The organism is Pseudomonas sp. MH9.2, assembly GCF_034353875.1.
GTDB lineage: Bacteria > Pseudomonadota > Gammaproteobacteria > Pseudomonadales > Pseudomonadaceae > Aquipseudomonas.
Window position 1 is genome coordinate 3,971,324 of sequence record NZ_CP133784.1, and the last position, 22,062, is coordinate 3,993,385.

The following is a 22,062-nucleotide window of genomic DNA, read 5'->3' on the forward strand; positions in this document are numbered from 1 at the left end:
AGGAGAACGATTATGAAAATTGCATTTATCGGCCTCGGTAACATGGGCGCGCCCATGGCCCGCAACTTGATCAAGGCCGGTCATCAGCTGAATCTGTTTGACCTCAACCAGACAGTGCTGGCCGAGCTCGCCGCACTGGGTGGTCACATCAGCGCCTCGCCCAAGGATGCGGCGCAGGGCAGTGAGCTGGTCATCACCATGCTGCCGGCTGCCGCACATGTGCGCAGCGTGTACTTGAATGAAGACGGCGTGTTGGCCGGCATCGCCCAAGGGGTGCCCGCAGTGGATTGCAGCACCATTGATCCACAGACCATCCGTGATGTCGCGGCGACTGCGGCCAAACAAGGCGTGGTGCTGGGTGATGCCCCTGTTTCCGGTGGCACCGGCGGTGCGCAAGCCGGGACCCTGACCTTTATGGTTGGCGCCAGCGCAGAACACTTCGAAGTACTGAAACCGGTATTGGCGCAGATGGGCAAGAATATCGTCCACTGCGGCGACGTCGGCACCGGGCAGATCGCCAAAATCTGCAACAACATGCTGCTGGGGATTTCCATGATCGGCGTGGCCGAAGCCATGGCCCTGGGCAATTCGCTGGGGATCGATACCGGCGTTCTGGCCGGCATCATCAACAGCTCCACCGGGCGTTGCTGGAGTTCCGAAGTCTACAACCCATGGCCGGGCATCGTCGAAACCGCGCCAGCTTCGCGTGGCTACACCGGCGGCTTCGGGGCGGAACTGATGCTCAAGGATTTGGGCTTGGCGACCGAAGCCGCACGGGTCGCCCATCAGCCGGTGATTCTCGGCGCGGTGGCACAACAGCTGTACCAGGCGATGAGCTTGCGCGGCGAAGGCGGCAAGGATTTCTCGGCGATTATCGAGTCGTATCGCAAGGCTGAGTAAAGCGTCTCCCGCACAAAATAACGGACAACTCGAGTCGTCGAGCTGTCCGTTATTTTATGCCGCGCTGATAAATAAAGGGCTGTTCAAGCAAAAACGAAATACTTACGCACGGTTTCGACCACTTCCCACGTTCCCTTCATTCCAGGTTCAACAACAAAAATATCGCCCGCACGCAGGTGGATCGGCGCCATGCCGTCAGGGGTGATGATGCAGTAGCCTTCCTGGAAATGACAGTACTCCCACTTCACGTAGTCCACTCGCCATTTGCCCGGCGTGCAGATCCAGGTGCCCATGATCTTGCTGCCATCCTCGGAGGTGTATGCGTTGAGGTTGACGGTGTGCGGGTCACCTTCGAGCTTTTCCCATTTGCAGGCGTCGAGCACGGGCAGGGGATGAGTATCGCGAAGAACGGTAATAGGCGCAGACATGACAACTCCAAAGGTAGGGGCGCGGTTGTCAGACGGTGCAGGCCGCGCTCGGACACCATAGGGTGGTTATGTCAGGGGCAATTGTCTGTGCTCGACACTGAGCTATCCAGAAGCGCGGAGCCCGCACTCGATGCATTAAAACCCTGCGGCAATAATCTGAGCGCTATTCGTGCGCTGGAATCAAAAGTATTTTGCCCGGCTGCGGCTTATTCATTCGCGGTCCCATCGGTATTCTGCCGTCAGTCAATTTATAACCTCCTCAATCAAGCGCGTCGGCACTGCGGCTTGCCATTGAATACTGATGAGATACCCATGAAAAAAATTCTGTTATTGAACGGCGGCAAAAAATTCGCTCACTCCGAAGGTTTGTATAACGCCACCTTGCACAACGCGGCGCTGGCCTTCCTTGATCGCTCCGGATTTGATGTCAAAGAAACCCAAATCGATGCTGGCTATGACGTGGCCGAAGAAGTGGCCAAATTCCTCTGGGCCGATGTGATCATTTACCAGATGCCGGGCTGGTGGATGGGCGCACCGTGGACCGTGAAGAAGTACGTCGATGAAGTGTTCACCGAAGGTCATGGCAGCCTTTACGCCAACGACGGTCGGACCCGTTCCGACGCGACGCAGAAATACGGCAGCGGTGGTTTATTGCAGGGTAAGCAGTACATGATTTCCGCGACCTGGAACGCGCCGCAGCAAGCATTCGATGACCCGAGCGATTTTTTCGAAGGGAAAGGCGTGGACGCGGTTTATTTTCCTTTCCATAAAGCCAACGCGTTTTTGGGCCTGACAGCGCTGTCGACGTTCCTCTCTGTCGACGTGATGAAAGTCCCGGCCATTGAGGCGGATGTTGCGCGTTACGAGCAGCATCTAGCCACAGTGTTTGGTCTCTGAAGCGCGATCGCTCGCACGGTGTAGAAGCAGGTTTGTCCGCAATCACCACCCGGCAGGCGCACGTGATCTTTTTTGCTGAAAACAGCGCTAATATCTAGCCAGTTTTGAACGGAAGACAACAGTGAAAGCCAGATCAGATGAGTTGCAGGTATTCGTTTCGGTGATTGAAAGCGGCTCGATTTCTGCCGCTGCCGAACACGTGGGGCAAACCCCTTCGGCGATCAGCAGGACCTTGTCGCGGCTTGAGGCGAAGCTGGAAACCACCCTGATCAATCGCACCACGCGGCGCATGGACCTGACAGAAGAGGGCAAGTTCTTCCTCGAAAAAGCCAAGCAGATTCTGGCGCAGATGGAGGAGCTTGAAGAGCGCTTGTCCCTGCGCCAGCACGTGCCCTCCGGGCGTTTACGGATCAATGCTGCGTCGCCATTCATGCTGCATGCGGTGGTGCCTTACGTTGCCGAGTTCCGCAGGCTGTACCCGGACATTCTGCTGGAGCTGAACAGCAACGACCTGATCATCGACTTGCTTGAACAAAGCACTGATGTGGCGATTCGCATTGGCACCCTGACCGATTCGACGCTGCATGCGCGCTCATTGGGCAGCAGCCCGCTGAACATTCTTGCCAGCCCCGCCTACCTGAAGCAGCACGGCACTCCGGCCACGGTTGAAGCGCTGGCAAGCCATGCCTTGCTCGGCTTTACCCAGACAGAAAGCCTGAACCATTGGCCGTTGCGTCACGCAGAGGGTGATCGATTGCAGATCCAGCCCTCGATGTCCGCCTCCAGCGGCGAGACCTTACGCCAGTTGGCGCTGGCCGGGGAGGGCATTGTCTGCCTTTCCCACTTCATGACCCACGAAGATATCCGCCTCGGGCAACTGGTGGTGGTCCTGCCGGAAGCCAACAGCGGCTATCGGCAACCGATCCATGCGGTGTATTACCGAAATTCGCAGTTGGCGCTGCGTATTCAATGCTTTCTGGATTTTATTCAGAAAAAACTGGCGGGGTATGCGGCGTGAAAGCAGTCGCCTGAAGGACGACTGCTTTCATCAAGAGACAGGCGTCTCCCGCTCACGCCTGCACAGGGGTTACTGGTTATCAGTGATGCTCGCGCGTTGCGCGGAATTTCACATCAGGCCAGCGCTCTTCCATCAGGGCCAGGTTGACCCGGGTCGGTGCCAGGTAGGTCAGGTGACCACCGCCATCGACTGCAAGGTTTTCCACGGCCTTGATCTGGAATTCTTCGAGCTTCTTCTTGTCGCTGCATTCAATCCAGCGGGCTGACCACACGGTGATCGGCTCGTAGGCGCACTCGACCTTGTATTCTTCCTTCAGGCGGCTGGCAACCACATCGAACTGCAGAACGCCCACGGCGCCAAGGATGATGTCGTTGCTGCGCGTCGGGAAGAACACCTGCGTGGCGCCTTCTTCGGCCAGTTGCTGCAAGCCCTGACGCAATTGCTTGGACTTGAGCGGGTCCTTCAGGCGTACGCGGCGGAACAGTTCCGGTGCGAAGTGCGGGATGCCGGTGAAGCCCAGGTTCTCGCCTTCGGTGAAGGTGTCACCAATCTGGATCGTGCCGTGGTTGTGCAGGCCGATGATGTCGCCTGCGTAGGCTTCTTCCAGTTGCTCACGCTCGGAGGAGAAGAACGTCAGCGCGTCGCCGATCCGCACTTCTTTACCCAGACGCACGTGGCGCATCTTCATGCCTTTGTCATAGCGACCCGAACAGATACGCATGAAAGCGATACGGTCACGGTGCTTAGGGTCCATGTTCGCTTGAATCTTGAACACGAAACCGCTGAATTTTTCCTCGTTCGGTTCTACTGTGCGCTCGTTGGCAACCCGGGCCAACGGCTTGGGTGCCCAGTTCACAACAGCGTCCAGTACGTGATCGACACCGAAGTTACCCAGCGCGGTACCGAAGAACACCGGGGTCAACTGGCCGTCGAGGAACTCCTGCTGATTGAACGTGTGGCAGGCGCCCTGCACCAGTTCCAGCTGATCGACGAAGCGTTTGTACTCATCACCCAAGTGGGCGCGGGCTTCATCCGAATCAAGCTTTTCGATGATCTTGACGTCGGTACGCTCATGACCGTGACCGGCGGTGTAGACAATGATGTAGTCGTCGGCCAGGTGGTACACGCCCTTGAAGTCGCGGTAGCAACCAATGGGCCAGGTGATCGGCGCGGCCTTGATCTTCAGGACGGCTTCGATTTCGTCGAGCAGTTCGATCGGGTCGCGGATGTCGCGGTCGAGTTTGTTGATAAAGCTGATGATAGGGGTGTCGCGCAAACGGCAGACATCCATCAACGCAATGGTCCGTGGTTCGACGCCTTTACCGCCATCGAGCACCATCAATGCCGAGTCCACTGCCGTCAGGGTGCGGTAGGTGTCTTCGGAGAAGTCTTCGTGGCCCGGGGTGTCGAGCAGGTTGATCATGTGATCGCGATACGGGAACTGCATGACCGATGTGGTGATGGAAATCCCGCGCTGTTTCTCCATCTCCATCCAGTCGGACGTCGCGTGGCGGTCGGATTTACGTGACTTCACCGTGCCGGCGATAGCAATGGCCTTACCCATCAACAGCAACTTTTCAGTGATGGTGGTCTTACCCGCATCCGGGTGGGAAATAATGGCGAAAGTGCGGCGTTTCGCGACTTCGGCGGCCTGGTTGGTCATGGGAAATCGCCTGGCAGGTGATTCAAAAAAGGGCGCCGATTATAGCCCAAATTGATGCAATAACCGAACCGCTCAGTCGATCAAAGGTGGCGAAATAGTGTCTTTCGTGGGAACCTTTCAGGCTGTGGAGACGTCCACTCCCCTGTTACAGCCAACGTCAGGGGCTGAAAATTCAGCAAGTTAGCTTGACGAAGCTGCGCTTATGGCTTGTGTTTTCGCCGAGGTTAAACCCTTACCGGCGACCCACCCGCTGCTCTTCGCGAACGTTTGTGTGCTGCCAGTATTGGCCGGCCTTGCAACGCGTTTGCCGACTGAAATAAGGAGTCCGCCTGTGGCTAATCGCTATGGCAAGGGGCTATTGGGAGGTGCGGTTGTCATCGCATTTCTGGCCCTGCTGATCCACTGGATCGGCATCAGTACCATCGAACAGTACCAAGACGATCTGTTGTTCTATCTGCAAGCCCATTTGATTCTGGTGATGGTTTCAATGTTGGCGGCTCTGGTGGTCGGAATCCCGGCTGGCATTGCCCTCAGCCGACCGAACATGGTTGGCCGCGCCGAACGCTTCATGCAGATATTCAATATTGGTAACACCGTCCCACCTCTCGCCGTGCTGGCCATTGCCCTTGGGATTCTCGGGATTGGCAGCGGACCGGCCATCTTCGCACTGTTCCTCGCCTCATTGTTGCCCATCGTGCGCAACACCTATGAAGGCCTGAAAAATGTTCAGGGTTCACTCAAGGAAGCCGCCGTCGGCATCGGCATGACACCCACCCAGGTGCTGTTGCGTGTCGAATTGCCGAATGCCGTGCCGATTATCGTCGGTGGTGTGCGGGTGGCCTTGGCGATCAATGTCGGGACGGCCCCGCTGGCCTTTCTGATTGGCGCCAACAGCCTGGGCAGTCTGATTTTCCCCGGCATCGCCTTGAACAATCAGCCGCAGCTGCTGCTCGGCGCAGCGTGTACCGCCTTGCTCGCACTGCTGCTTGATGGCGTGGTGACACTGGCGAGCCGACTCTGGCTGGAACGCGGTCTGACCCGCTGATTGAAAGGAATTCCAATGAAAAGATCATGCTTATTTATAGGCTTTGCCTTGCTGCTCTCGGGATTTGCCCAGGCGGCTGAAAAACCGGTAATCCGCGTCGGCGCCCGAGTGTTCACCGAGCAAACAATCCTGGCGGAACTCACCGCGCAGTATTTGCGCACCAATGGCTACGACGTCAAAGTGACCGGAGGCCTGGGTAGCAATCTGGCGCGCAGCGCGCAAGAAAGCGGGCAACTGGATTTGATCTGGGAGTACACCGGGGTGTCCCTGGTGAATTACAACCATGTCGACGAAAAACTCGATAGCGCGCAGACCTTTGAACGGGTCAAAACGCTGGACGCGAAGAAGGGGCTGGTCTGGCTCTCGCCGTCGAAATTCAGCAACACCTACGCGCTGGCGTTGCCGAAAAAAGTCGCTGACCAGTATCCGCAGATCAACACCATCAGCGACCTGAGCCGCGTCCTGAAAGACGAAGTGAAAGACAAGCACATCGTTGCGCTGGACACCGAGTTCGCTAACCGTTCCGACGGTTTGCTCGGGATGGTCAAGCAATACGACATGAACCTGAACCGCGAGAGCATCCGCCAGATGGATGCCGGGCTGGTCTACACCGCGCTGCGTAACGGCCAGGTCTTCGCCGGGTTGGTCTACACCACGGACGGACGCCTGAACGCGTTCCAGCTCAAGCTGCTCGAAGACGACAAGCATTACTTCCCGGACTACACCGCTGCACCGGTGATTCGCCAGGAATACCTGGACGCTCATCCGGACCTCGCCGCGCAGCTCAAGCCGCTGGCCGAACTGCTGGATGACACCACCATGCGCGCGCTCAATGCGCGGGTCGATGTCGATCACGACAGCCCCTCCGTTGTTGCCGCGGATTTCCTGCGCGAGCACCCACTGCAGCCTGTCTCCCAAGACAATAAGGAGAAGCAATGAATATCTTCAGCACCTTCTCCCACCTGGACTGGCCGCTGGTCCTGCACCTGACCTGGCAGCACATCACGCTGGTCGGGATCGCCGTGACCCTGGCCATCGTGGTGGGCGTCCCGTTGGGCATATTAATGACACGTTTTCCGGCACTGGCCGGTCCGCTGCAAGCCAGCGCCACGGTGCTGCTCACCGTGCCCTCGATTGCCCTGTTCGGCTTGTTGCTGCCGTTCTATTCGAAGTTCGGTCAGGGCCTGGGGCCGATGCCGGCAATCACCGCCGTGTTTCTGTACTCGCTGCTACCGATCATGCGTAACACCTACCTGGCACTCACAGGTGTCGAACCGGGCATTCGCGAAGCGGCCAAAGGCATCGGCATGACCTTCGGTCAGCGCCTGCGCATGGTCGAATTGCCCATCGCCGTGCCAGTGATTCTCGCCGGGGTGCGCACTGCCGTGGTGATGAACATTGGCGTCATGACCATCGCCGCGACCATCGGTGCCGGCGGTCTGGGTGTACTTATTCTCGCTTCAATCAGCCGCAGCGACATGTCGATGCTGATCGTCGGCGCCGTACTGGTCAGTCTTCTGGCCATCTTCGCCGACCTGCTTCTGCAATGGTTGCAACGCACGCTGACTCCAAAAGGTCTATTGAAATGATGAATCCAAAGCAAATGATCGAACTTCAAAACCTGACCAAGACGTTTCACACCAATGGCAAAGACGTCACCGCCGTGGATGCCGTGAGCCTGACCGTCAACGAAGGCGAGATATGTGTATTCCTCGGGCCCTCGGGGTGCGGCAAGAGCACCACGCTGAAAATGATCAATCGGCTGATCATGCCGACCTCAGGCAAAGTCCTGATCAACGGCGAAGACACCGCCGACCTGGATGCGGTGACCCTGCGTCGCAATATCGGCTACGTGATTCAGCAGATTGGTCTGTTCCCGAACATGACTATCGAAGAAAACATCACCATCGTTCCGCGTTTGCTGGGCTGGGACAAGCAGAAGTGCCACGACCGCGCCCGCGAGTTGATGAGCATGATCAAACTTGAGCCCAAGCAGTACCTGAGTCGCTACCCACGTGAGTTGTCCGGCGGTCAGCAACAGCGGATCGGCGTGATTCGTGCGCTGGCGGCCGATGCCCCGTTGTTGCTGATGGACGAACCCTTCGGCGCGGTCGACCCGATCAACCGTGAAATGATCCAGAACGAGTTCTTTGAGATGCAACGGGCGCTGAACAAGACCGTGATCATGGTCAGCCACGACATCGACGAAGCCATCAAGCTGGGCGACAAAATCGCGATCTTCCGTGGTGGCAAGCTGATTCAGTTCGATCATCCCGACACCTTGCTCGCGCACCCTGCGGACGATTTCGTCAGCAACTTCGTGGGTCAGGACAGCACGCTCAAACGCCTGCTGTTGGTCCGCGCCGAAGATGCTGCCGACAACGCGCCATCCGTCAGCCCGGAAACCCCGGTCGGCGAAGCGCTGGAATTGATGGACGAACTCGACCGCCGCTACGTGGTCGTCACCGATGCCGATAACAAAGGCCTGGGCTATGTTCGCCGCCGTGACCTGCACCGTCAGCAAGGCACCTGCGCACAGTACCTGCGCGAATTTAATGCTACCGCAGCGTTCGACGAACACTTGCGCATCCTACTGTCGCGCATGTACGAGTTCAATCGGTCATGGTTGCCGGTGATGGACGCCGAGCGGGTCTTCCTCGGGGAAGTCACCCAGGAGTCGATTGCCGAGTACCTGAGCTCGGGCCGTTCGAAGGGCGGCAAAACCAGCATCACCTCGCCTGCGGAGTTGGCTGAGCAGGCCGCTGCGGTCTGATCGGATGCCATCGCGGGCAAGCGCGCTCCTGCAACGGATCGCGCTTGCCCGCGATTTTGAGCGACGCGGCTCCCCTGAAAATCCTCGCTCGGGGAACATCTGGCTGTCACATCGGTCGGTTACATACGTCAGTGATCCTTGCCTGGCGACGGACGTGTGTAAAAACGCGACATTTTTTGTTGATCTCAAGCCCCTCAAGTCCTAAAGTTCGCGCCGAACGTCCATGCTGGAAACGATCCATCCGGCTCAAGTACTGACGACGAGACAGCAAGGTCACCCAGACGCCCGCAGGGCCCGGTTGACCTTTTTTGCTTTCGGCGGACATGCCTTGGGAAGTAGGCGAACCAAAGTGGGGATACACACGGAGGACGTTCATTTGCACCCATTGATTAATTTAGTTTGCCAGTAGGAGTTCCCAGCATGCCGATCCAGGTCGAAGACTATTTTGAGCGCGAAACCTTCAACAAAATGAAGGCGTTCGCCGACAAGCATGAAACCCCGTTCGTGGTCATTGATACCCAGATGATCAGCAAGGCCTACGACGACCTGCGCGCAGGCTTCGATTTCGCCAAGATCTACTACGCGGTCAAAGCCAACCCGGCGGTGGAAATCATCGACCTGCTCAAAAGCAAGGGTTCGAACTTCGATATCGCTTCGATCTACGAGCTGGACAAGGTCATGAATCAGGGCGTTGGCCCGGACCTGATCAGCTACGGCAACACCATCAAGAAATCCAAAGACATTCGCTACTTCTACGAGAAGGGCGTGCGTCTGTATGCCACCGACTCTGAAGCCGACCTGCGCAACATTGCCAAGGCTGCGCCGGGTTCGAAAGTCTATGTGCGCATTCTCACCGAAGGCTCGACCACGGCTGACTGGCCATTGTCCCGCAAGTTCGGTTGCCAGACCGACATGGCCATGGACCTGCTGATCCTCGCGCGTGAACTGGGCCTGGTGCCTTACGGCATCTCGTTCCACGTAGGTTCGCAGCAGCGTGACATCAGTGTGTGGGACGCAGCGATCGCCAAGGTCAAAGTGATCTTCGAGCGTTTGAAAGAAGAAGACGGCATCGTTCTCAAGCTGATCAACATGGGTGGCGGCTTCCCGGCCAACTACATCACCCGTACCAACAGCCTGGAAACCTACGCTGAAGAAATCATCCGCTTCCTCAAGGAAGACTTCGGCGACGATTTGCCGGAAATCATTCTTGAGCCAGGCCGTTCGTTGATTGCCAACGCCGGTATCCTGGTCAGCGAAGTGGTACTGGTTGCACGTAAATCGCGTACCGCCGTAGAGCGATGGGTGTACACGGACGTGGGCAAATTCTCCGGCCTGATCGAAACCATGGACGAAGCCATCAAGTTTCCGATCTGGACCGAGAAGAAAGGCGAGATGGAAGAAGTGGTCATCGCGGGCCCAACCTGCGACAGCGCCGACATCATGTACGAGAACTACAAGTATGGCCTGCCACTGAATCTGGCTATCGGCGACCGCTTGTACTGGTTGTCCACCGGCGCGTACACCACCAGCTACAGCGCAGTTGAGTTCAATGGCTTTCCGCCATTGAAGTCTTACTACGTGTAATTGTTGAGCGCGTAACGCAAAAGGCCCATGAGCGATCATGGGCCTTTTTTGTGCCGATTAGAAAGCGGTCAGTGTGTGGCGTTATATTCCTACAGGGTGTGTCGATTCCGTTAACTGTTTATTGGGTGTGTGCTCTGCTACTTTTTGGCTGAGCGTTTAAAAACGCCATCCCCCAATAATCAAGGATTCGATTATGCTCAATTCAAGTGCGGCGGAAGTGTCCGCTGAAGAAGTAGGCACGGTCAGCGAACGTCTTATGATGGCGGCTTCCGGCAATCATTCAGATGTTGTCCGGTCCCCCGGGTTATTGATCACTAACGAAGATGTCCGGCGGATAAAAAGATACGTTGAGACGGGTCTTGAACTTCCCGCTGAGCTTGCTCAGGTTCAGCAGCTATTAGGCTATGAAAAAATTGATATCCCCGGTCTTGAGCCGCGTGATATGCAAGTTCTTTATCAGGACATAAAAGAACACGCTGAAAGCTGGTCGACTATTGAAATGGGCATGAAGACCGTTGGCACCAGTCTGGTCGTTTTTTCGGAAGACCTGGAAAGCAGCGGTGGTGCAATAACGGCCTTTGTCAAAGGCTTGGAAAGTTACCAGTCTACGCTCGGTAAGGTGGGTGATCTGACGCCCGAAGAGATCGATAAACTTCCTGAAGTGAGCCTGGGCGACGGTGACAAGAAAAAAATGCCGGCCTTGCTGGCTTTGGTTGATGACTTGAGAACCACCCTCGATCATCACAGTAAAACTGCCACCGACCTGAATTCAAAAATTTCCGATTTCAAAGATATGTTGAAGGACCGCATCGCCCCAGCGGTGGGTTTAAAGATTGCGTTGTGTGCCAGTAACGGAAATGACAAAGAAATAGCCAGGCTTACGGCAGAGGTCGACATCATTAACCTGCTCATTGCCGAAAAACTGGCCACCTACGAGTCTTACTCCGACTATAAATGGTTGGGGATTTGGTGGGGGCCGGTCGGTTTTGCAATCAGTGCTTCGATTTATGGGCCCAAGGCGGCGGCAACGGCCGCAGAGAAAGACCAATTAATAACTCAAAAGCAAGCGTTGGAGCAGCAGATTTCCGCCCGCAACACCTTGCTAAGCTCCCTTGTCGGCTTCGAAACCAGCCTTCAGGATTTGAAAATTCGAATCGATGGTGCTTCAGGCAGTGCGTCCAGTCTTGAGAGCATGTGGGGGTTGATTCAGGGGTATATCGATTCCTCGTATCGGAAGTTGGAAGGTATTACCGACGCCACCTACCTGGTGATTTTCGTGACCCGCCTCGAGAGCATCATCTCAAGCTGGATCAGTATACGGAAACAGGCGCAGGACTTACTGACCGCCTTTAATAATGTAACTGCTGAACGTTAACCCGTATTGCCCTGCGCGGTCTATGGCTGCCATTGCTACACCCTTCGACCCCCTATTCAATAGAGAATTTTATGACTGTTCACCTGTTAGATACACCTTATCAACTTCCTCACCCCGACCTGAACATCATCCGCACCAGCAGGGCTGAAATTGATCATCATGTCATTGCGCTGGGTACTATTTATCTCCCTGTTTTGAAAGACGAACTTCTAGGCTTGCGCAAAGAAATCAGTCTGACCGATGAATACATGCTGAATGTACTCACAGGGGTGCCCATCGCATTAGAGAATGAGGACATGGACGTCCTCTTCAATGCCCTTGATAAGCTCAATAAGCAAGCCTTGACCGAGGAGGTCAAGGCTGCGATTGAGGAATACTCCAAAGAAGTATCCGGGCTGATGGATCAGGGCGTGTCGACCGTTAAACAGTACGCGAGCGATCTGGATGATCGTGTCACAAACCTCAATGCCGCTAGGCTGAGCGACAATAAATACCGACTGCTTGAGTTAGAGCAGTCGGTCGACGCCGGTCAAGCACTGCTCACGGTCGAAAGAGAAGCTATCGCTGCACTTGAAGCTAATGCAGAGCTGCTAAAGCCTGCGATCAATGAGATCGATAAACTCTCGTTTTTCGATAAGTTGAAACCCTTGGTTGAAAGCCTTGAGGAACTGATAAAAATTGATCCGAAAGACCCACTGCTTGGCTCAATTCAGGCGGGCATTAAGGGTGTTAACAATATCCTGGGGTTGGCCAGCGACGGCGTCAATTACACCCACTTGATTCAAGCCCGGAGCGTTATTCAGGAGCGGCTGAAAGAGCGGCGTAAAAAAGTAGTTGATTTGGAGGATCGGATCGAGACGTCGTCCACGCGAGTCCAGCAACTCACAACGGCAGAGGGGCTCTATGAACATAAAGCGCGGTACGTCCAGGAAATCACTAAAATTGGACAGGCGCTTTCTACATTCGTGAACAGCAATCTCCCCAACAGCGCCGAAGCAGTAGCTCAACGTGCCGAGCGATTTGCGATCCAGGCGAAAGCTCTCGTTACCTATTTGAATACCCTTCGTAAGGCATGGCAGAGCTAAGCACGGTGTTAACGTGAGCCCGCCAACGGGATGAGTTGGAGGGCACGGGCGTTGAGTTAAAGGTTGTTGGAGTCGAGACGTCCGGACTCATCTTCCAATGCTGCGGCGCGCCGGTGGTAGTCGCCGGCTAACGCCCGCAGCGTTGGATGCTCAGCCTGCAACAAGGCCTCGGCACTCACCCGGAGGAAATTCAGATTTCCTCCGGCCAATGCTGCAGCGAACCAGCCCAACGCCTCCTCGATCCGTCCTTGATCGGCCAGCACTGCGGCATAGCTGAACTGCCCACGGAAATCCCCGCCCTCTGCCGAGCGGCGATACCAGTCGAACGCAGCCTGCGCGTCGGCCTCGCAAAACTCACCTTCCTCCAGATACCGTCCCAACAGGTTCATGGATTTGGCATGCCCCATGTAGGCTGCTTTGCGGTAACACGCCATTGCCCGATGTGGGTCCTTGGTCATGCCGCGACCGGTCGCGAGCAGGTTGGCAACGTTGTAGAGGCCCCAGTCCAGCCCGGCAATTGCCGCCATTTGATAGTGCGTGGCTGCTTTTTGCGGATCGGCGACACAACCCCATCCGTGTTCATGGCAGCGCCCCAGCATGTTCTGCGCCTGGGAGTGACCTCTATTGGCCGCAATCTGAAACCAGACCATCGCCAGTTTTGGATCGCGTTCGATGCCGTTGCCGTCGAGCAGTATCTGTCCGAGCAGCGCCTGAGCGTCGACGAAATTGGCTTTCGCCGCGCTGAGGATCGCTTGTGCGGCGCGTACCGGGTTTTGCCCCAGCATCGCGCTGAGCTGGTCGCCGTCGACAGTTTCTTCACGTAGCAGGGAGAAGGTCATGGTTCACACCTCGACCCAACGGCGCAGCAGGTTGTGGTAAGTGCCGGTCAACTGGATCAGTGAAGGATGATCGGGTACGTCCTGGGTCAGTTGCTGAATCGCGTTGTCCATTTCGAACAGCAGGGCGCGCTGGCTGTCTTCTCGAACCAGGCTTTGCGTCCAGAAAAACGAGGCGTAACGTGCGCCGCGAGTCACTGCGTTGACCTTGTGCAGGCTGGTACTGGGGTAGAGCAGCAGATCGCCAGCGGGCAGTTTGATCTGACGCGTGCCGTACGTGTCCTGAATCTCCAGCTCGCCGCCGTCGTATTCATCCGGGTCGCTGAAAAACAAGGTGGACGACAAGTCGGTACGTACCCGCTCCGGGCTGCCCTTGGTCTGGCGCACGGCATTATCGATATGAAAATCAAAGCTGCCACCGGCGGTGTAACAGTTAAGCAGCGGGGGAAATACCTTGCGCGGAAGGGCTACCGACATGAACAGCGGATTGGCCCACAAGCGATCCAGCAGGGCGGAACCGATCTCGATTGCCAGCGGGTGGCCTTCGGGCAGTTGCAAGTTGTGCTTGGCCTTGGCCGATTGATAGCCAGCGGTGACCTTACCGTCTGCCCAGTCAGCCTGCTCCAGAGCCTCGCGGATGCGCAGCACCTCTTCGCGAGAAAATAAGCCGGGAATGTGTAGGAGCATGCCGCAGAACCTGTAGGAAGAAAGATTGCGAATAATAATCTATCTCAATTGATAGTAATACCTGTTTGCATTATATTCCTCCGCCTTAACTCCTTGGGGAAGGAACTCACCATGTCGTGCCAACCATTAAAATCTTCTGCCAACTCGTCGCGTTCACTGGCTTCAGCGGTCGGCGTGGCCATCGCTGCGATGTCCGCGAGCCATATGGCCCAGGCGGCTGAAAGCACTGAGGACAAGGCCGTTGCTCTGGGTGCAACCAGTATCACTGGCGAACAGACAGACACGGCTTACAAAGCCGACGACTCCGCGTCGAAGAAATACACCGCTCCACTGCGCGAGACGCCGAAGAGCGTCACCGTGATCCCGCAACAAGTCATTCGCGACACCGGGGCCACCAGTCTGGCCGATGCATTGCGCACCACGCCGGGCATCACCTTTGGCGCAGGCGAGGGTGGTAATCCCAACGCCGACCGGCCGATCATTCGTGGTTTCAACGCCGAGAGCGACGTGTTTATCGACGGTATGCGCGACATCGCCGCGCAAAGCCGCGAAATCTTCAACATCGAATCGGTGGAAGTCAGCAAGGGTCCAGGCTCTGCGTTCACCGGCGCGGGTTCTACCGGTGGCAGCTTGAACCTGATCACCAAGGGCGCTCACTTGGGTGACGCCTATAACGGCGGCTACACCTTCGGCTCCGACCAGACCCAACGCTATACGCTGGACATCAACCAGCAGATGACCGACACCTCAGCGTTCCGCCTGAACCTGATGAAACACGAGGCCAACGTGGCCGGCCGTGATGCTGTGGACGTCAGCCGCTGGGGTGTGGCGCCATCCTTCGCTTTCGGTTTGGGCACTGATACCCGGGTGATGGTTGACTACTATCATTTGGACACCAATGACATACCGGACTACGGCATCCCGCTGACCAATAGGGGCACCGCCCGCAGCAAATACAACGTCGACAAACCCGCGAGCGTCAGCAAGGACAACTTCTACGGCCTGACCGATCGCGATTACCGTAAAAGTACCAACGACAGCGGTACGATCAGGATCGAGCACGACCTGAACGACAGCCTGACGGTGTCCAACAGCTTCCGCATGTCGCGCTCGACACTCGACTACATCGTCACTAACCCTGACGACAGCCGTGGCAACGTGGCCAAAGGGACCGTTTCGCGTTCGGCCAAAAGCCGTAACTCGACTTCCAGTGGCTTCGTCAACCAGACGGACCTGAGTGCCAAGTTCAACAGCGGTTTCATCGAACACAGCCTCGTGACCGGGCTTGAGTTCAGCTATCAGGACACCCACAACCGCAACTACAACGTGCTCAATGCCAGCGGCGGCAGTATTGCATCGACATGTTCATCGGCGCTTCGGGCCTCCGGCGATTGCACCAGCCTGTACAACCCGACGCCCGGTGACGCGTGGAACGGCACCATCACGGACAGTCAGGCGTTCACCGACACTGACACTAAAACCAGCGCTGCGTATGTGTTCGATACCCTGAAGTTCGACGAACAATGGTCGCTCAACCTCGGCCTGCGCTATGACCATTACGACGTTGAGTCCAGCGGGTATGCGACGGCCGGGCGCACCACGTCCGCCGGCACCTTTTCCCGGCAGAAAACCAGCGGGCTGCTGAACTACCAGGTTGGCCTGGTCTTCAAGCCTCTGCCTAACGGCAGCGTTTACGCGGCATGGTCCACGTCCAGCAACCCGGCGGGTGAAACCAGCGGTAACGGTGGCCTGGAAATAGCCGCCAACAACGCCGATCTCGAGCCAGAAAAGAACCGCAGCTATGAGGTGGGCACCAAGTGGGACTTCTTTAACGATGACCTGTCGTTAACCGCTGCGCTGTTCCGCACCGAAAAAACCAATGCCCGCATCAACGACCCGGATAACGCGACCGTTCAGGTCCTGGATGGCGAACAGCGCGTCGATGGTTTCGAGTTCACTTACGCGGGCAAGATTACCCATAACTGGAAGGTCTTCGGCGGCTACACCTACATGGAAAGCGAACTGGTCAAAACCACCCTTGCGGCGGACCAGGGCAATCACATGCCGAGCACCCCGCGTAACAGCTTCAACCTGTGGTCGACCTATGACGTGATGCCGAAACTGACCCTTGGCGCTGGAGCCACCTTCGTCGATTCGCGTTTCGGCAACGAAGCCAACTCGGTGGAGGTCCCGTCCTACTGGCGCTATGACGCGATGGCAACCTATCGCCTGACCAAGAACGTCGACTTGCAACTCAACGTACAGAACCTGACCGACAAGCGTTATTTCGATCAAGTGTTCCAGACCCACTATGCGCACGTTGCCGCCGGTCGTACCGCGCTGATGGGTGTCAACTTCCACTTCTAAGCGATGGTCTTCAACGCCCGGTTCATTTACGTGATCCGGGCGTTTGCCTGTGCAATCGAGAGTGCATGCTGCCTGAGCGCGTGATGCGCCGCAGCGGTTGAGTGAGGTAAGCCAAGGTGTTGAAAAAAACCCTGTTTCAGGTGCACTGGTTCTTTGGTATCAGCGCCGGACTGGTCCTGGCCTTGATGGGCATATCGGGGGCGATCAGCTCGTTTCAGGACGAGCTATTGGAGGTGCTCAACCCGAATGTGTTGCGCGTGGAACAACGTGCCTCAGGGGTTTTATCGCTGGTTGAACTGGTCAGCAAACTTGAGGCTCAGACGGGCAAGGTGGTCGCTTCGCTGTGGGTCGATGCCGACAGTGACAAGGCCGCACGGGTGGCATTTACGCCGCCGCCGGGGGAACGTCGTGGTGAGCTGAATTACTTCGACCCTTACACCGGCCAATTGCAGGGAGAGGTCTTCGGGCAGGATTTTTTCGGTCTGAATCTGCAGTTGCACCGTACTCTGGTGTTGGGCGAGTTCGGTAAGCAGATCACCGCTGCCAGCACCTTGATTCTGCTATTTTTCTGTTTGTCTGGTCTTTATATGCGTTGGCCGCGCCGAGCCTTGAACTGGCGCATCTGGTTGACACTGGACTGGGCGAAAAAAGGCCGGGGTTTCAAATGGGATTTGCACTCGGTTTTTGGCACGTGGTGCCTGGTGTTCTATCTGGTGTCGGCGTTGACGGGCCTGATGTGGTCCTACGACTGGTACAGCAACGGTGTGACTAAACTGCTGGGCGACGCGCCCGCTGGCGAGCAGCGCAAGGGAGGCGGCGGTCGTCCAGGTCGTGGACAGCCGGTAGCAGAAGGTCCGTTGCCGACGGTGGACTACCCTGCGGTCTGGGCCAGTATTCAAAGCGTCGCAGGCCCTGAACTGAGCAGCTGGAATCTGCGACTGCCGCCTGTGGCGGGTCAGGCAGCGACGGTTTATTACCTGCTCAAGGATTCGCCGCACCCGCGAGCCCTGAACCAGATCACCCTGGATCCGGCCACGGGCAAGGTCGGCGCGGTGTCCCGCTATGCCGACAAGAGCCTCTCCGCGCAGGTGTTGATCAGCAATTATGCGCTGCACGTGGGCAGCTATTTCGGGATCGTCGGGCGCGTTGTGATGACGGTTGCATCGCTGATGATGCCGCTGTTTTTTATCACCGGGTGGTTGTTGTACCTGGACCGTCGGCGCAAAAAACGCCAGATCAAAACTGCGCGTGGCCAGCTGATGCGAGATGTCGGCACGGCCAGCGACGCGCCTGCGTGGCTGATTGGCTTCGCCAGCCAAAGCGGTTTCGCTGAACAGCTGGCGTGGCAGACAGCCGGGCAGCTACAGGCGACGGGGTTGCCGGTGCGTGTGCAGCGCCTGGCGGACATCACGGCGCAGGATTTGAAGCAAAGCCACAATGCCTTGTTCGTTGTGAGTACTTTCGGTGACGGTGAGGCGCCCGACAGCGCCCGAGGCTTCGAGCGCACGTTGCTCGGCCAGCCCTTGTCGCTGACTAACCTGAACTACGCGGTGCTGGCGCTGGGCGACCGCCAGTATCAGCACTTCTGCGGCTTCGCCAAACGCTTGCACGGCTGGCTGGCCGAGCGCGGTGGCAACACGCTGTTCGCGCCGATTGAAGTCGACAGTGCCGACAGCGTCGCGCTGCAGCAGTGGCAACGGCAGCTTGGGGAATTAACCGGTGGCGCGCCGTCGATGGCCTGGCAGGCACCGGCGTTCAGCCGTTGGACATTGAGCCAACGCGAGTGGCTGAACCCCGGCAGTGGAGGGTCGAAGGTGTTTCTGCTGAGCCTGACGCCGCCGACTGCGCAGGTGTGGGACGCCGGGGACCTGGTCGAAGTATTGCCGCCAGACAGTGCTGTCGTACGCGAATATTCCATCGCGTCGATTCCGGCGGACGGCCGTCTGCAGCTCATCGTCCGTCAGGAAGTGCATGCAGACGGCAGCCTTGGGCTGGGTTCCGGCTGGTTGACTGAACAGTCCACGCTCGGCGCGTCCATCAGTCTGCGTCTCAGACGAAACAGCAGCTTTCATCTGCCACGCGAGCCGGTGCCGATGATCCTGCTAGGCAACGGCACAGGTCTGGCGGGGTTGCGCAGTTTGCTTAAAGCACGCATTGCCAAAGGACAGCAACGCAACTGGCTGTTGTTTGGCGAACGCAACATCGCTCATGATTTTCATTGCCGGGAGGAACTGCAAGGTTGGTTGGCGACAGGCGATCTGGCACGACTGGACTTGGCGTTTTCTCGCGATCAGGTCGATAAAATCTATGTGCAGGACCGTTTGCGTGAATCCGCGGATGAGTTGCGCAAGTGGCTGGCTGAAGGCGCGGTTATTTATATCTGCGGCAGCCTGCAAGGCATGGCGATGGGGGTCGAAGATGTACTGGTCGACGTGCTGGGGGCGCTAGAGGTTGCGCGTTTAGTCGAGCAGGGACGTTATCGACGGGATGTGTATTGAGCCGTTCGCGAAGGCGGTGTGGTTAACACACCGCCTTCGGCCCGTCACACGATGAACTGTTCTGCGTGATGGCAGGCAACCTGACGGTTGTCCAGCAGGCGCAGGGCCGGTTCTTCGGTGGTGCAGCGCTCAGTCGCGTAGGGGCAGCGCTTGTGGAAGGCGCAGCCGCTTGGCGGATTGAGCGGATTGGGCAGTTCACCGACGATTTTGATCTTCGGCTTCAGCGGGTCCGGGTGGATAGTCGGGGTCGCCGACAGGAGTGCCTGGGTGTAAGGGTGCAGTGGCCTGTTATAAATTTCTTCCTTGGGGCCCATCTCCGCCGGACGTCCGAGGTACATCACCAGCACCGTATCGGCCACGTGACGCACCACTGACAGGTTGTGGGAGATGAACACGTACGCGGTGTTGAACTCCTTCTGCAAATCCATGAACAGGTTAAGTACCTGCGCCTGAATCGAGACGTCCAGCGCGGAGGTCGGTTCATCCGCCACCAACACTTTGGGTTGCAGCATCATGGCGCGCGCCAGGGCGATACGTTGGCGCTGACCGCCAGAGAACATGTGCGGGTAACGCTGGTAATGCTCGGGACGCAGCCCGACCTGTTGCATCATCGCCTGGACTTTTTCCCGGCGTTCGGCACGGGTCAGGTTGGTATTGATCAGCAACGGCTCACCCAACTGGTCGCCGATTTTCTGCCGTGGGTTAAGCGATGCATAAGGGCTCTGGAACACCATCTGCACGTCGCGTCGCAATTGTTTGCGTTCGACTTTGCTGGCGCCAGTGACTTCTTGTCCGGCGATTTTCAGCGAGCCGGAGGAGGGCTCTTCAATCAAGGTCAGGGCGCGCGCCAGGGTGGACTTGCCACAGCCCGATTCGCCGACCACAGCCAGGGTCTTGCCAGCTTCCAGCTCGAAGGACACGCCGTTAAGGGCACGAACCAGGGCATGCCCCTTGAACAGGCCAAGGGATACTTCGTAGTGACGGGTAAGGTCGCGGGCGGTAAGAACGACGCTCATAACACCAGCTCCTGATTCAGCGGATAAAAACAGCGGGCAAGGCTATGGGCTTTAGAGTCCAGGCCTGGACGCTCTGTCCGGCAGTTGTCTTGCACATAGGGGCAGCGCGGTGACAGCAGGCAGCCCTGGGGTCGGTCATAACGCCCTGGCACCATGCCCGGCAAGGTCGCCAGACGTTCGGCGCCCATGCTGTGTTCGGGGATCGCGGCCAGCAAGGCTTCGCTGTAAGGGTGAGCGGGAACGTCGAACAACCCCGGCACCTGACCGATTTCAACGGCTTGCCCCGCGTACATCACGCACACGCGCTGGGCGGTTTCGGCGACTACCGCGAGGTCGTGAGTGATCAGCACCAGTGCCATGTCCTGCTCTTTTTGCAGGCTCAGCAGCAGGTCCATGATCTGTGCCTGAATGGTTACGTCCAGCGCTGTGGTCGGCTCGTCGGCGATCAGCAGTTTTGGCTCGCCGGCAATCGCCATGGCAATCGCGACACGTTGGCTCATGCCGCCGGACAGTTGGTGCGGGTAGGCATGCAAGCGAGCAGCAGCGCCGGGGATTTCTACTTTCTCAAGCAGTTCCAGTGCGCGTTGGCGTGCGGCTTTGCCAGACAGGTTCAAGTGCTGGCGCAACACTTCCTCGATCTGGAAACCCACGGTATAGCTGGGGTTGAGTGCGGTCATCGGGTCCTGGAAGACCATCGCCATGTCTTTGCCGATGATCCGTCGACGCTGACGCGCACTGAGCTTGAGCAACTCCTGGCCATCGAAGCTCAGGGAGTCAGCAGAGACCACGCCGGGCGGATCGATCAAGCCCATCAGCGCCATCATGGTGACCGATTTACCGGAACCCGATTCGCCAACGATGGCCAGCACTTCGCCCTTTTCCACGTTGAGGTCCAGACCGTCGACAACCGGTACGGCCTTGGCGTCGCCGAAGCGGACATTGAGATTCTTGATTTCTAAAAGTGACATGCGAATCTCCTCAGGCGGCATTCTTGAGTTTCGGGTCCAGCGCATCGCGCAGTCCGTCGCCCATCAGATTGATTGCCAGCACGCTGAGCAAAATGGTCAGACCGGGCAGGCTTACGACCCACCAGGCGCGTTCGATGTAGTCACGGGCCGACGCCAGCATCGTGCCCCATTCAGGGGTGGGCGGTTGCACGCCCAAGCCGAGGAAACCCAGGGCTGCGGCATCGAGAATCGCCGAAGAAAAGCTCAACGTCGCTTGCACGATCAGTGGCGCCATGCAGTTAGGCAGCACGGTGATGAACATCAAGCGTGGCAGAGTGGCGCCGGCCAGACGGGCAGCAGTGACGTAATCGCGGTTCAGTTCGCCCATGACGGCAGCACGGGTCAGACGCACGTACGAAGGCAGGGACACGACAGCAATTGCGATGATGGTGTTGATCAGGCCAGGGCCGAGGATGGCGACAATGGCAACGGCCAGCAGCAGCGACGGCAGGGCCAGCATGACGTCCATCAGGCGCATGATCGACGGGCCGAGAATACGCGGAAAGAACCCGGCGAGCAGGCCCATCAGAATCCCCGGAATCAACGACATGACCACCGAGGACAAACCGATCAGCAGCGACAGGCGCGAACCAGTGATCAAGCGCGACAGCAGGTCGCGTCCCAGTTCATCGGTGCCGAGCAGGAATTGCCATTGGCCGCCTGCGAGCCAGACCGGCGGGGTCAGCAGGAAGTCGCGGTATTGCTCGGTGGGGTCATGGGGTGCGACCCACGGGGCGAACAGGGCACAGAACACGATCAAGGTCATGAACATCAGGCCGGCAACAGCACCTTTGTTCTGCGAAAAAGCTTGCCAGAATTCTTTGTACGGCGAGGGGTAGAGCAGGCTTTGATCGACTGCTACCACGGGAGTAGGTGTGCTCAT

19 protein-coding genes are annotated in these 22,062 nt (G+C 57.6%); 12 read left to right on the forward strand and 7 right to left on the reverse strand.

Translation table 11 applies throughout. From position 1 onward, the window contains the following. Positions 1 to 12: 12 nt before the first annotated feature. Positions 13 to 900 (forward strand): 3-hydroxyisobutyrate dehydrogenase, encoded by an 888-nt coding sequence (mmsB, locus tag RHM55_RS18360; RefSeq protein WP_322177703.1) that lies wholly within the window; start codon positions 13 to 15, stop codon positions 898 to 900. Between the two features lie 83 nt (positions 901 to 983). Here the strand turns inward: mmsB and RHM55_RS18365 are convergent, their stop codons facing one another. Next, entirely contained in the window at positions 984 to 1,328 is a 345-nt protein-coding gene (locus RHM55_RS18365; RefSeq protein WP_322177704.1) for a cupin domain-containing protein, read from the reverse strand. 312 nt (positions 1,329 to 1,640) lie between these two features. Here RHM55_RS18365 and RHM55_RS18370 point away from each other — a divergent pair, with 312 nt between their 5' ends. Beyond that, on the forward strand, positions 1,641 to 2,225 hold the full coding sequence (locus tag RHM55_RS18370; protein WP_322177705.1) for an NAD(P)H-dependent oxidoreductase: 585 nt from the start codon (positions 1,641 to 1,643) through the stop codon (positions 2,223 to 2,225). Between the two features lie 121 nt (positions 2,226 to 2,346). Then, positions 2,347 to 3,243: a LysR family transcriptional regulator gene (locus RHM55_RS18375; protein ID WP_322177706.1), complete on the forward strand. Its 897-nt coding sequence runs from the start codon at positions 2,347 to 2,349 to the stop codon at positions 3,241 to 3,243. A gap of 79 nt (positions 3,244 to 3,322) precedes the next feature. On the opposite strand, the gene RHM55_RS18380 is transcribed toward RHM55_RS18375, so the two are convergent. Further along, a complete protein-coding gene (locus RHM55_RS18380; protein ID WP_219064314.1) occupies positions 3,323 to 4,906 on the reverse strand; it encodes a peptide chain release factor 3 in 1,584 nt (527 codons plus the stop codon). A gap of 331 nt (positions 4,907 to 5,237) precedes the next feature. Between RHM55_RS18380 and RHM55_RS18385 the strand changes: the two genes are divergently transcribed. The 7 genes from RHM55_RS18385 to RHM55_RS18415 all read left to right on the forward strand — a co-directional run bounded on the left by RHM55_RS18385 (position 5,238) and on the right by RHM55_RS18415 (position 12,768). Beyond that, positions 5,238 to 5,951, forward strand: coding sequence for an ABC transporter permease (locus tag RHM55_RS18385; protein WP_322177707.1), 714 nt, complete (start codon positions 5,238 to 5,240; stop codon positions 5,949 to 5,951). A gap of 15 nt (positions 5,952 to 5,966) precedes the next feature. Next, on the forward strand, positions 5,967 to 6,890 hold the full coding sequence (locus RHM55_RS18390) for a glycine betaine ABC transporter substrate-binding protein (protein WP_322177708.1): 924 nt from the start codon (positions 5,967 to 5,969) through the stop codon (positions 6,888 to 6,890). Next, a complete protein-coding gene (locus RHM55_RS18395; RefSeq protein ID WP_322177709.1) occupies positions 6,887 to 7,540 on the forward strand; it encodes an ABC transporter permease in 654 nt (217 codons plus the stop codon). The genes RHM55_RS18390 and RHM55_RS18395 overlap by 4 nt, the downstream gene beginning before the upstream one ends. Before the next feature lie 14 nt (positions 7,541 to 7,554). After that, positions 7,555 to 8,724, forward strand: coding sequence for an ABC transporter ATP-binding protein (locus tag RHM55_RS18400; protein ID WP_322177710.1), 1,170 nt, complete (start codon positions 7,555 to 7,557; stop codon positions 8,722 to 8,724). Between the two features lie 420 nt (positions 8,725 to 9,144). Further along, positions 9,145 to 10,308 (forward strand): type III PLP-dependent enzyme, encoded by a 1,164-nt coding sequence (locus RHM55_RS18405; RefSeq protein WP_219064310.1) that lies wholly within the window; start codon positions 9,145 to 9,147, stop codon positions 10,306 to 10,308. A 193-nt stretch (positions 10,309 to 10,501) separates the two neighbouring features. Next, on the forward strand, positions 10,502 to 11,683 hold the full coding sequence (locus tag RHM55_RS18410) for an alpha-xenorhabdolysin family binary toxin subunit A (protein WP_322177711.1): 1,182 nt from the start codon (positions 10,502 to 10,504) through the stop codon (positions 11,681 to 11,683). Positions 11,684 to 11,754: 71 nt separating this feature from the next. Further along, positions 11,755 to 12,768 carry an alpha-xenorhabdolysin family binary toxin subunit B gene (locus tag RHM55_RS18415; protein ID WP_322177712.1) on the forward strand — a complete coding sequence of 338 codons (1,014 nt, stop codon included), beginning with the start codon at positions 11,755 to 11,757 and terminating at the stop codon, positions 12,766 to 12,768. Between the two features lie 56 nt (positions 12,769 to 12,824). Here the strand turns inward: RHM55_RS18415 and RHM55_RS18420 are convergent, their stop codons facing one another. Both RHM55_RS18420 and RHM55_RS18425 read right to left on the reverse strand, forming a co-directional pair. Continuing rightward, positions 12,825 to 13,607: a tetratricopeptide repeat protein gene (locus RHM55_RS18420; protein ID WP_322177713.1), complete on the reverse strand. Its 783-nt coding sequence runs from the start codon at positions 13,605 to 13,607 to the stop codon at positions 12,825 to 12,827. 3 nt (positions 13,608 to 13,610) lie between these two features. Beyond that, positions 13,611 to 14,291, reverse strand: a complete 681-nt coding sequence (locus tag RHM55_RS18425) for a Fe2+-dependent dioxygenase (RefSeq protein WP_322177714.1) — start codon at positions 14,289 to 14,291, stop codon at positions 13,611 to 13,613. Between the two features lie 111 nt (positions 14,292 to 14,402). Here RHM55_RS18425 and RHM55_RS18430 point away from each other — a divergent pair, with 111 nt between their 5' ends. Together RHM55_RS18430 and RHM55_RS18435 are read left to right on the forward strand one after the other, a co-directional pair. Beyond that, positions 14,403 to 16,658 carry a TonB-dependent siderophore receptor gene (locus tag RHM55_RS18430; protein WP_322177715.1) on the forward strand — a complete coding sequence of 752 codons (2,256 nt, stop codon included), beginning with the start codon at positions 14,403 to 14,405 and terminating at the stop codon, positions 16,656 to 16,658. 116 nt (positions 16,659 to 16,774) lie between these two features. Continuing rightward, positions 16,775 to 19,156 carry a sulfite reductase flavoprotein subunit alpha gene (locus tag RHM55_RS18435; RefSeq protein ID WP_322177716.1) on the forward strand — a complete coding sequence of 794 codons (2,382 nt, stop codon included), beginning with the start codon at positions 16,775 to 16,777 and terminating at the stop codon, positions 19,154 to 19,156. 44 nt (positions 19,157 to 19,200) lie between these two features. On the opposite strand, the gene RHM55_RS18440 is transcribed toward RHM55_RS18435, so the two are convergent. The 3 genes from RHM55_RS18440 to RHM55_RS18450 are packed head-to-tail and all read right to left on the reverse strand — an operon-like array spanning position 19,201 to position 22,062. Beyond that, entirely contained in the window at positions 19,201 to 20,172 is a 972-nt protein-coding gene (locus tag RHM55_RS18440) for a peptide ABC transporter ATP-binding protein (protein ID WP_322177717.1), read from the reverse strand. Beyond that, positions 20,169 to 21,140 carry an ABC transporter ATP-binding protein gene (locus RHM55_RS18445; RefSeq protein WP_322177718.1) on the reverse strand — a complete coding sequence of 324 codons (972 nt, stop codon included), beginning with the start codon at positions 21,138 to 21,140 and terminating at the stop codon, positions 20,169 to 20,171. The genes RHM55_RS18440 and RHM55_RS18445 overlap by 4 nt, the downstream gene beginning before the upstream one ends. 10 nt (positions 21,141 to 21,150) lie before the next feature. Beyond that, entirely contained in the window at positions 21,151 to 22,062 is a 912-nt protein-coding gene (locus tag RHM55_RS18450) for an ABC transporter permease subunit (RefSeq protein WP_322177719.1), read from the reverse strand.

Excerpts from the sequence above, each read along its gene's own strand:
- mmsB (WP_322177703.1), top strand. The coding sequence starts at position 13 with ATGAAAATTGCATTTATCGGCCTCGGTAACATGGGCGCGCCCATGGCC.
- RHM55_RS18365 (WP_322177704.1), bottom strand. The coding sequence starts at position 1,328 with ATGTCTGCGCCTATTACCGTTCTTCGCGATACTCATCCCCTGCCCGTG.
- RHM55_RS18370 (WP_322177705.1), top strand. The coding sequence starts at position 1,641 with ATGAAAAAAATTCTGTTATTGAACGGCGGCAAAAAATTCGCTCACTCC.
- RHM55_RS18380 (WP_219064314.1), bottom strand. The coding sequence starts at position 4,906 with ATGACCAACCAGGCCGCCGAAGTCGCGAAACGCCGCACTTTCGCCATT.
- RHM55_RS18390 (WP_322177708.1), top strand. The coding sequence starts at position 5,967 with ATGAAAAGATCATGCTTATTTATAGGCTTTGCCTTGCTGCTCTCGGGA.
- RHM55_RS18395 (WP_322177709.1), top strand. The coding sequence starts at position 6,887 with ATGAATATCTTCAGCACCTTCTCCCACCTGGACTGGCCGCTGGTCCTG.
- RHM55_RS18400 (WP_322177710.1), top strand. The coding sequence starts at position 7,555 with ATGATCGAACTTCAAAACCTGACCAAGACGTTTCACACCAATGGCAAA.
- RHM55_RS18405 (WP_219064310.1), top strand. The coding sequence starts at position 9,145 with ATGCCGATCCAGGTCGAAGACTATTTTGAGCGCGAAACCTTCAACAAA.
- RHM55_RS18410 (WP_322177711.1), top strand. The coding sequence starts at position 10,502 with ATGCTCAATTCAAGTGCGGCGGAAGTGTCCGCTGAAGAAGTAGGCACG.
- RHM55_RS18415 (WP_322177712.1), top strand. The coding sequence starts at position 11,755 with ATGACTGTTCACCTGTTAGATACACCTTATCAACTTCCTCACCCCGAC.
- RHM55_RS18420 (WP_322177713.1), bottom strand. The coding sequence starts at position 13,607 with ATGACCTTCTCCCTGCTACGTGAAGAAACTGTCGACGGCGACCAGCTC.
- RHM55_RS18425 (WP_322177714.1), bottom strand. The coding sequence starts at position 14,291 with ATGCTCCTACACATTCCCGGCTTATTTTCTCGCGAAGAGGTGCTGCGC.
- RHM55_RS18430 (WP_322177715.1), top strand. The coding sequence starts at position 14,403 with ATGTCGTGCCAACCATTAAAATCTTCTGCCAACTCGTCGCGTTCACTG.
- RHM55_RS18440 (WP_322177717.1), bottom strand. The coding sequence starts at position 20,172 with ATGAGCGTCGTTCTTACCGCCCGCGACCTTACCCGTCACTACGAAGTA.
- RHM55_RS18445 (WP_322177718.1), bottom strand. The coding sequence starts at position 21,140 with ATGTCACTTTTAGAAATCAAGAATCTCAATGTCCGCTTCGGCGACGCC.
- RHM55_RS18450 (WP_322177719.1), bottom strand. The coding sequence starts at position 22,062 with ATGAGCACACCTACTCCCGTGGTAGCAGTCGATCAAAGCCTGCTCTAC.